At 64.5% G+C, this 6,852-nt stretch carries 8 protein-coding genes and 1 pseudogene; 3 read left to right on the top strand and 6 right to left on the bottom strand.

Annotated elements, in window-relative coordinates:
* Window positions 1-392, top strand: a 392-nt coding sequence (locus EN993_RS28820; protein WP_281040583.1) for a phosphopantothenoylcysteine decarboxylase, incomplete at its 5' end; no start/stop codon positions are given.
* A 111-nt stretch (window positions 393-503) separates the two neighbouring features.
* Here the strand turns inward: EN993_RS28820 and EN993_RS28815 are convergent.
* Window positions 504-1,082 carry an invasion associated locus B family protein gene (locus EN993_RS28815; RefSeq protein ID WP_127265473.1) on the bottom strand — a complete coding sequence of 193 codons (579 nt, stop codon included), beginning with the start codon at window positions 1,080-1,082 and terminating at the stop codon, window positions 504-506.
* A gap of 345 nt (window positions 1,083-1,427) precedes the next feature.
* Here EN993_RS28815 and EN993_RS28810 point away from each other — a divergent pair, with 345 nt between their 5' ends.
* Window positions 1,428-1,736 carry a hypothetical protein gene (locus EN993_RS28810; RefSeq protein WP_126070509.1) on the top strand — a complete coding sequence of 103 codons (309 nt, stop codon included), beginning with the start codon at window positions 1,428-1,430 and terminating at the stop codon, window positions 1,734-1,736.
* Window positions 1,737-1,863: 127 nt separating this feature from the next.
* Window positions 1,864-2,340 carry an NUDIX hydrolase gene (locus EN993_RS28805; RefSeq protein WP_126070510.1) on the top strand — a complete coding sequence of 159 codons (477 nt, stop codon included), beginning with the start codon at window positions 1,864-1,866 and terminating at the stop codon, window positions 2,338-2,340.
* Window positions 2,341-2,344: 4 nt separating this feature from the next.
* On the opposite strand, the gene EN993_RS28800 is transcribed toward EN993_RS28805, so the two are convergent.
* The 5 genes and pseudogenes from EN993_RS28800 to EN993_RS28780 form a co-directional block, all read right to left on the bottom strand.
* Window positions 2,345-3,196: a citryl-CoA lyase gene (locus EN993_RS28800; RefSeq protein ID WP_127265472.1), complete on the bottom strand. Its 852-nt coding sequence runs from the start codon at window positions 3,194-3,196 to the stop codon at window positions 2,345-2,347.
* Window positions 3,193-4,377 carry a CoA transferase gene (locus tag EN993_RS28795; protein ID WP_127265471.1) on the bottom strand — a complete coding sequence of 395 codons (1,185 nt, stop codon included), beginning with the start codon at window positions 4,375-4,377 and terminating at the stop codon, window positions 3,193-3,195. Before EN993_RS28795 ends, EN993_RS28800 begins: the two co-directional genes overlap by 4 nt.
* A gap of 15 nt (window positions 4,378-4,392) precedes the next feature.
* Window positions 4,393-5,916 (bottom strand): tripartite tricarboxylate transporter permease, encoded by a 1,524-nt coding sequence (locus EN993_RS28790; RefSeq protein WP_127265470.1) that lies wholly within the window; start codon window positions 5,914-5,916, stop codon window positions 4,393-4,395.
* 4 nt (window positions 5,917-5,920) lie between these two features.
* The gene (locus EN993_RS28785) at window positions 5,921-6,457 is read right to left on the bottom strand and encodes a tripartite tricarboxylate transporter TctB family protein (RefSeq protein WP_126070514.1); all 537 of its coding nucleotides are present in this window, start codon (window positions 6,455-6,457) and stop codon (window positions 5,921-5,923) included.
* Window positions 6,458-6,595: 138 nt separating this feature from the next.
* Window positions 6,596-6,852, bottom strand: a pseudogene (locus EN993_RS28780) (tripartite tricarboxylate transporter substrate-binding protein); the annotation flags it as partial.

Here is a 6,852-nt window from a genome sequence, read left to right as displayed (position 1 = left end):
GGCGTACGGAGAACTCGGCCGATGAGAAGATCAAGAAGGTCGCGGGCGAAGGGCCGCCGGTGCTGCGCATGGTCGAGAATCCCGACATCCTGGCCGGCGTCGGCCATCACAGCCAACGACCCGGGCTGGTTATCGGCTTCGCCGCCGAGACACAGGATCTTTTGCGCAACGCCGAGGCCAAGCTCAAGAAGAAAGGCGCCGATCTCATCGTTGCCAACGACGTGTCGCAGGGAAGCGGCGTCGGTCCTTCCGGCGTGATGGGCGGCGATCGCAATCGGGTGCGGATCGTGTCCAAGGCCGGCGTCGAGGAATGGCCCGAGATGAGCAAGGACGAAGTGGCGGCTCGACTCGCCGCCCTGATCGCCGAAAGGCTTAAAACGATCGTCGTTTGAGCTGAAAGACGTTCTGCCGCCAGGTTCTGCTGCAGCGACGCACTGCCCCCGCCGCGAGACGGCATCCAGGCGGCATGCTTTAAGTCCTGCAGCTCTGCATGACCTCTGCGGTCAATTGGTCAAAAGCTCGGCGGTCCGGGCAAGCGCGCCGGCGAAGCCATTGAGCGGAATGGAAAAGCTCACCGCTTGTCCGGTGTCGGCCGCGAAGGCGTCGATCTTCAGGGTGGTGCCTGATTTCAGCAGCGGCGTGACGGTCGCATCGAACGCCACCGGCACCAGACAGCCGACGACCTGGCAGGTGTTGAATGCCAGGCTGCCGTCCAGCTTCTGATCGTCGATGGTCAGGCTGACCCCCTTGGCCAGCGCCAGGCCGAACGGCAGCGCGAGCGTTCCCGTGGCATCGTCGCCGGTCTTGCTCGACAGCTCGATCGCCAGCAGGCGCTGATTGCTTTGCTTGTTGAATTGCTGATGCGACAGGCTGCAAGTCTTGGTCGTGCCCGATATCTGGCAATTGACCGTCCAGTCGCCATGGGTTTCGGACAGTGCCGACGCGCCTCCAGGCAGCTGCGGCGCATCGGCGGCGGACGGCGCCGCGACCACCTTGTCGCCCTTGGTTTGCGCCGCCACGGCCGGCACACCGACGACGCAGGCAACGCCCATCATCGCCAAGAGATATGCGTACTTCCTCATCAAGACCCCTCCCAACCCGGCTCCGCCTCGAGCCAGCTGGAAACTGACCTCGAGAGATGCGCTGATGGCGTTCTGTTTAACCGTTTCGCCGAAGGCGCCATTGTACCTGACGGACAGGCCGACGCCATTGACGCCATTCCGCTCAAGGCCGGCGCCGACCCGATAGAGCGGCGAATCGACGGCCTCCGTCAAGTGCAATGCGGGTTGCCCGGCAGATTCTCCGCCGCTGCGAAGCGACCTTCGGTGGCCGACAAGCCGATTTCGTTTCGATCGACGCTGGATATGGCACAGCCGGACAGACACCCTATATTAAGGCGAGGATTTCTTTCACCCGGGAATGAGCGGATGTCGGCGCTTCGACCATCAACGATCTTCACATCGGCAATGCTGGCCACGGCAATGCTGGTGGGGGCTTGCCTGCCCGCTTCCGCGCAGGCCCTCGATTCCGCCACCGGCAACAACGCGCTGATCCGGCAGAACGACCTGCAAATCCTGCAAAACAGGGTACAGCGGCAGCAATACCAGCAGCAACAGCAGCAGTACCGTGCCCAGGACCGCCAGATCATCCGGCAAGCGCCGCCGGTCGTGCAGCAACTCAAGCCAAGCTGCCAGACGCAGATAATCGGCACCACCGCCGTGAGCAATTGCCGCTGACATCCAGGCTTTTTTCATTTATTTAGCCGACTTATGTATTCGGAGTGCCTTTCGGCACACGCGAAAGTTTTGGTTTTGCAACGATGCCTTGTCGCGCTATGCGGCATTGCATCGACTGGATTCACGAATGGCAGCCACGAAGAAAAAGGCCGTACGCAAGGCAAAGAAGGGCGAGAGGATCCGTCAGGTGGCGGCTATTCCGTTTCGGCTGAACGCGCGCGGCGATATCGAGGTGATGCTGGTTACCTCGCGAACCACCAGACGCTTCATCGTCCCCAAGGGCTGGCCGATGAAAGGCAAGAGCGGACGCAAGGCGGCCACCATCGAGGCGCAGGAGGAAGCCGGCGTGCTCGGCAAGACGCTGAAGCAGCCGGCCGGCACCTATTCCTACTGGAAGCGGCTGGCCAACCGCTTTGTCCGCGTCGACGTCATCGTCTATCTGCTTGAGGTGACGGAGGAACTGGCCGACTGGCAGGAAGCCAAACGACGCCAGCGGGCCTGGCTGGCGCCGGCCGACGCGGCCATGCTCATCGATGAGCCCGACCTTTCGACGTTGGTGAAGACGCTGAAGCTTCCTCAGCCTGTGCCGGTCGACCAGGCCTAAAGCCTCACTCGCCGGTGTCATCCCCTTCGGGAAACGGGCGTACCGGCGTGCCGGTATAGGCCCACAGCCACTTGCGCGGCAGCGGCCCCTTGTTTCGCTCGGCCTGCTGCGACTGCTCCCAGGCATGCGCCAGGATGCCGACCGAGCGTGACAGCACGAAAAGCCCGCGCGTCAGCGGCGGCGGAAAGCCGAGTTCGCCATAGATGACGGCGGTGGCGCCATCGATGTTGAGCGGTATCTTTTTCCCTTTGCGCCGCGCGACCTCCGCCTCGATCGCCTCGGCAATGTCGGCAAAACGTCCGTTGACGACACCGCGCGCGGCAAATTTGCGGGTCAGTTCCAGAAGCCGCGGCGCGCGCGGGTCGACGGGATGGAAGCGGTGTCCGAGCCCCGGCACATAGCCCTTATCCTCGGCGAAGAACCGGTCGAGCCGTGCCAAGACGGCCTCCTTCAGCGTCGCACCGCCATCGAGCGCCACGGCAATGTCACCGTAGAAGGAAAGCGCCTGTTCGCCTGCGCCGCCATGCACGTCGCCGAGAACGTTGATGGCCGAGGCCATGGCGCTGTTGATGCCGACGCCGCAGGTTGCCGCCATGCGCGCGATGGCGATCGATGGCGCCTGCGGCCCATGGTCGACGGCGGCACCGAGCGCAATGCCGAGCAGCGCCGCCTGGTCCTCGCTGGGCAGTTCGCCACGCAGCATCAGCCAGATCATCGCTGGGAAGCTGACGCGGCCGATCAGATCCTGGATCTCGTAGCCGCGAAGCCGGATGATGCCCGGCCGCATCTCGATGATATCGGTCTGCCACCATTCCTCGCCGCGCTCGCGGCCAGTCTTCTTCTCCGTGCCGCTCATGCCCGTGCCTTTGCCTTGGCGCGGGGTGGCAGGTCCGCGAACACCTCGCCCATATGTTCGCCGAGCGCCGGCGGCGGCTTCCTCGGCAAGGGTGCAACGCCATCGACCATGAAGCCGCCGCGCAGAACGGTCAGCGGCTTGTCCATGCCAGCCACATCATCAAAATTGGTGGTCACCTGGCGTTCGAGGACTTGCGGCTCGGCCAGCACTTGCGGGATCGTCAGCACCCTGCCGGCGGGCACACCGGCACGATTGAGCGTCTCTTCCCAGTCTGCCGCCGGGGCGCTCGCCAGGGCGTCCTCGATCTCGGCTTTAAGCGCCGCACGGTTGTGCTTGCGCGTCTCGCGCTCGGCAAAGCGGGCATCCCCGGCCAGTTCCGGCCGGCCGATCAGCCGACACAGCGTCACGAACTGCTCCTGCTTGTTGGCGGCGATGTTGAGCAGCCCTCCGCCGGTGCGAAACGCACCGGAGGGTGCCGCGGTCATGTTCTCATTGCCCATTGGCTGGGGATCGACACCTGCGGTCAGATAGTTGGAGACCGGCCAGCCAAGTGCGGAAAGCGTGCATTCGAGCATCGAGACGTCGAGAAAGGCACCCTCGCCGCTCGTCTTCTGCCGCACCAGCGCCGAGGCGATGGCGAACGCGCCGACCAGTCCGCCAAGCGTGTCGGCGACGGGATAGCCGACACGCAGCGGTGCCGTCTCCGGCGTACCGGTGATGCTCATGATCCCCGACAGGCCCTGGATGATCTGGTCATAGGCGGGATTGTCGCGCATTGGCCCGGTCTGGCCGAAACCCGATATCGCGCAATAGACGAGGCCGGGACGGACAGCCTTCAGCGCCTCGTAGCCAAGCCCGAGCCGATCCATCACGCCCGGGCGGAAATTCTCCACCAGTGCGTCGGCGCTGGCGACCAGATCGAGGAAACGCTCGTGATCGGCTTGCTTCTTGAGGTCCAGCACCACCGATCGTTTGCCGGCGTTCTGCGCCAGGAACGAGGCGCCCATGCCGGCGCTGTTGAGCTCTGGCGAACCGCCGAGCTGGCGCGCCAGGTCGCCGCCTTGCGGCACTTCGACCTTGATCACGTCGGCGCCGAGCAGCGCCAGCTGATACGCGCAATAGGGGCCGGCCAGGACGTTGGTGAGGTCGAGGACGCGGATACCGGAAAGCAGTTCTGTCATGGCATCAAGGATCGATCAGGCATCGCCAGGCACATGCTCCGGTCCGCGCCGACGCCGATGCTCGATGAAGGCCCAGATATGCGGGCCGGCGAGACCGATGAAGGCGAGCGTCAGCAGCGTCAGCGACAGCTTGTGGGTGTAAAACACCGACCAGTCGCCATTCGAGATGGTCATCGCCCGGCGAAACTGGGTTTCGGCGAGTGGCCCCAGGATCATGCCGATGATGACGGGCGCGGTCGGGAAATCGAAACGCCGCATCAGGAAGCCGGCCGCCCCCAGCAGATAGAGGATGACGAGGTCGATGGGCGATTGCGAAATGCCATAGGTGCCGACCGTGGCGAACACCAGGATGCCGGCATAGAGCTGCGGCGCCGGGATTTTCAGCAGCCGCACCCACAGCCCGATCAGTGGCAGGTTGAGGATGACGAGGATGACGTTGGCTATGAACAGGCTGGCGATCAGCCCCCAGACGAGGTCGCCCTGGGTCGTCAGAAGCAGCGGCCCGGGATTGATGCCGTAGCTCTGGAATGCCGACAGCATGATCGCCGCCGTCGCCGAGGTCGGCAGGCCAAGCGTCAGCATCGGCACCAGCACGCCGGCCGCGGACGCGTTGTTGGCAGCCTCGGGGCCGGCAACGCCTTCGATGGCGCCGACCGTGCCGAACTCCTCCTTGTGCTTCGACAGCTTCTTTTCGATGGCGTAGGACAGGAAGGTCGGGATTTCGGCGCCGCCGGCCGGCATGGCGCCGATCGGGAAGCCGATTGCAGCGCCGCGCAGCCAGGGTTTCCACGACCGCCCCCATTCGGCTTTTGTCATGTAGAGCGAGCCCTTCAGCGGCACGATCTCGTCCTTGCCGGCATAGCGGCGCGAAGCCATGTAGAGCGTCTCGCCGACGGCAAACAGGCCAACGGCGGCAATGATGACGTCGACGCCGTCGAGCAGTTCGGTCATGCCGAAGGTGAAGCGTGGCTGGCCGGTCTGCAAGTCGACGCCGATCATGCCGATCACGAAGCCGGCAAACAGGCTGGTCAGGCCGCGCACAGAGGATGAACCCAGCACCGCCGAAACCGTGATGAAGGCCAGCACCATCAGCGAGAAATATTCGGCCGGACCGAAGGCCAACGCGAACTTGACCACCACCGGCGCCAGGAAGGCGACGCCCATCGTGCCGATCGTGCCGGCGACGAACGAGCCGATGGCCGAGGTGGCAAGTGCTGCCCCGCCGCGGCCGGACCGCGCCATCCTGTTGCCTTCCAGTGCGGTGACGATGGTGGCGCTTTCGCCGGGCGTGTTGAGCAGGATCGAGGTCGTCGAGCCGCCATACATGGCGCCGTAATAGATGCCGGCAAACAGGATGAAGGATGCTTCCGGCGCCACCTGGTAGGTGATCGGCAAAAGCAGGGCGATGGTCAGCGCCGGCCCGAGACCGGGCAGCACGCCGATGGCGGTGCCGAGCGTGGTGCCGAGCAGGCACCACAGAAGATTGACCGGGGTGAAGGCAACCGAGAAGCCGTGCGCGAGATGTCCGAGCGTTTCCATGGCGTCAGCCCCTCAACATGCCGATGAACGCGTCGATGACCGTGTTCAGCTGGTTCTCGATGAAGCCGGCGCCGATATTGACGCCAAGCGCCCTGGCGAAGCCGAAATAGGCGGCCAGCGCCAGGATCAGGCCGAGCACTGCGTCGCGCAGCGTGCGCTTGCTGCCAAAGCCGTAGCAGACCAGAACGAACATGATGATGGATGCCGCCGTGAAGCCGAGCGGCTGGATGAGCAGCAGATTGGCGATCAGGCCGATGACGACGAAACCCATCGCCTTCCAGTCTGTCGGCGTTTCCTTTTCCTCCTCCGGCTGCCAGCCGCCGCGAAGTGCGGCGAGGATAAGCAACAGCGAAAGCACCACCAGACCGACCATGGTGAGGTAGGGAAAGACGGTCGGGCCGACCTTCGAGTAGAGCGGCGACACCGGGATCGCCAGCGTCTGCCAGGCGACCGCGCCCGCGCAGGCCAGGAGCCCGACGCCGATCAACAATTCCGGCACGGCAAGGCGCGGCGGCGCCGCCTGCTGGTCGCTGGTGCTCATGATTGTCCTCCAGGGATAGCTGGCCCAATATGGTTGGCGAAGATGCCCGGCATCGCACCGCCGGTCCTTACCGCAGGTTCATGCCGGCTTTGCAGTCCATGCGAGAGGGGGCGGCGCGTGCCGCCCCTTCAGGGGAGATCAGGCGAGCCCGAGGTCTTTCAGGATAGCCTCGATACGCGCCGAATCCTCGGTGACGAACTTCGCATAATCGTCGCCGGTGAGAAGGATAGGCGTCCAGTTGCGGTTCTTGCATTCGGTCGCCCACGCATCGCTCTTGGCCATGGTCTCGACCAGCGTGATCATCGCTGCCTTGTCGGCATCGGAAACGCCGGGTGGTGCGAAGACGCCGCGCCAGTTGAACAACTCCACATCGATGCCGGCTTCCTTCAGCGTCG

This window comes from Mesorhizobium sp. M7D.F.Ca.US.004.01.2.1 (assembly GCF_003997785.1).
Taxonomy (GTDB): Bacteria; Pseudomonadota; Alphaproteobacteria; order Rhizobiales; family Rhizobiaceae; genus Mesorhizobium; species Mesorhizobium loti.
The sequence above is the reverse complement of the archived record's forward strand: the minus strand, read 5'-3'. Positions and strand labels throughout refer to the sequence as shown.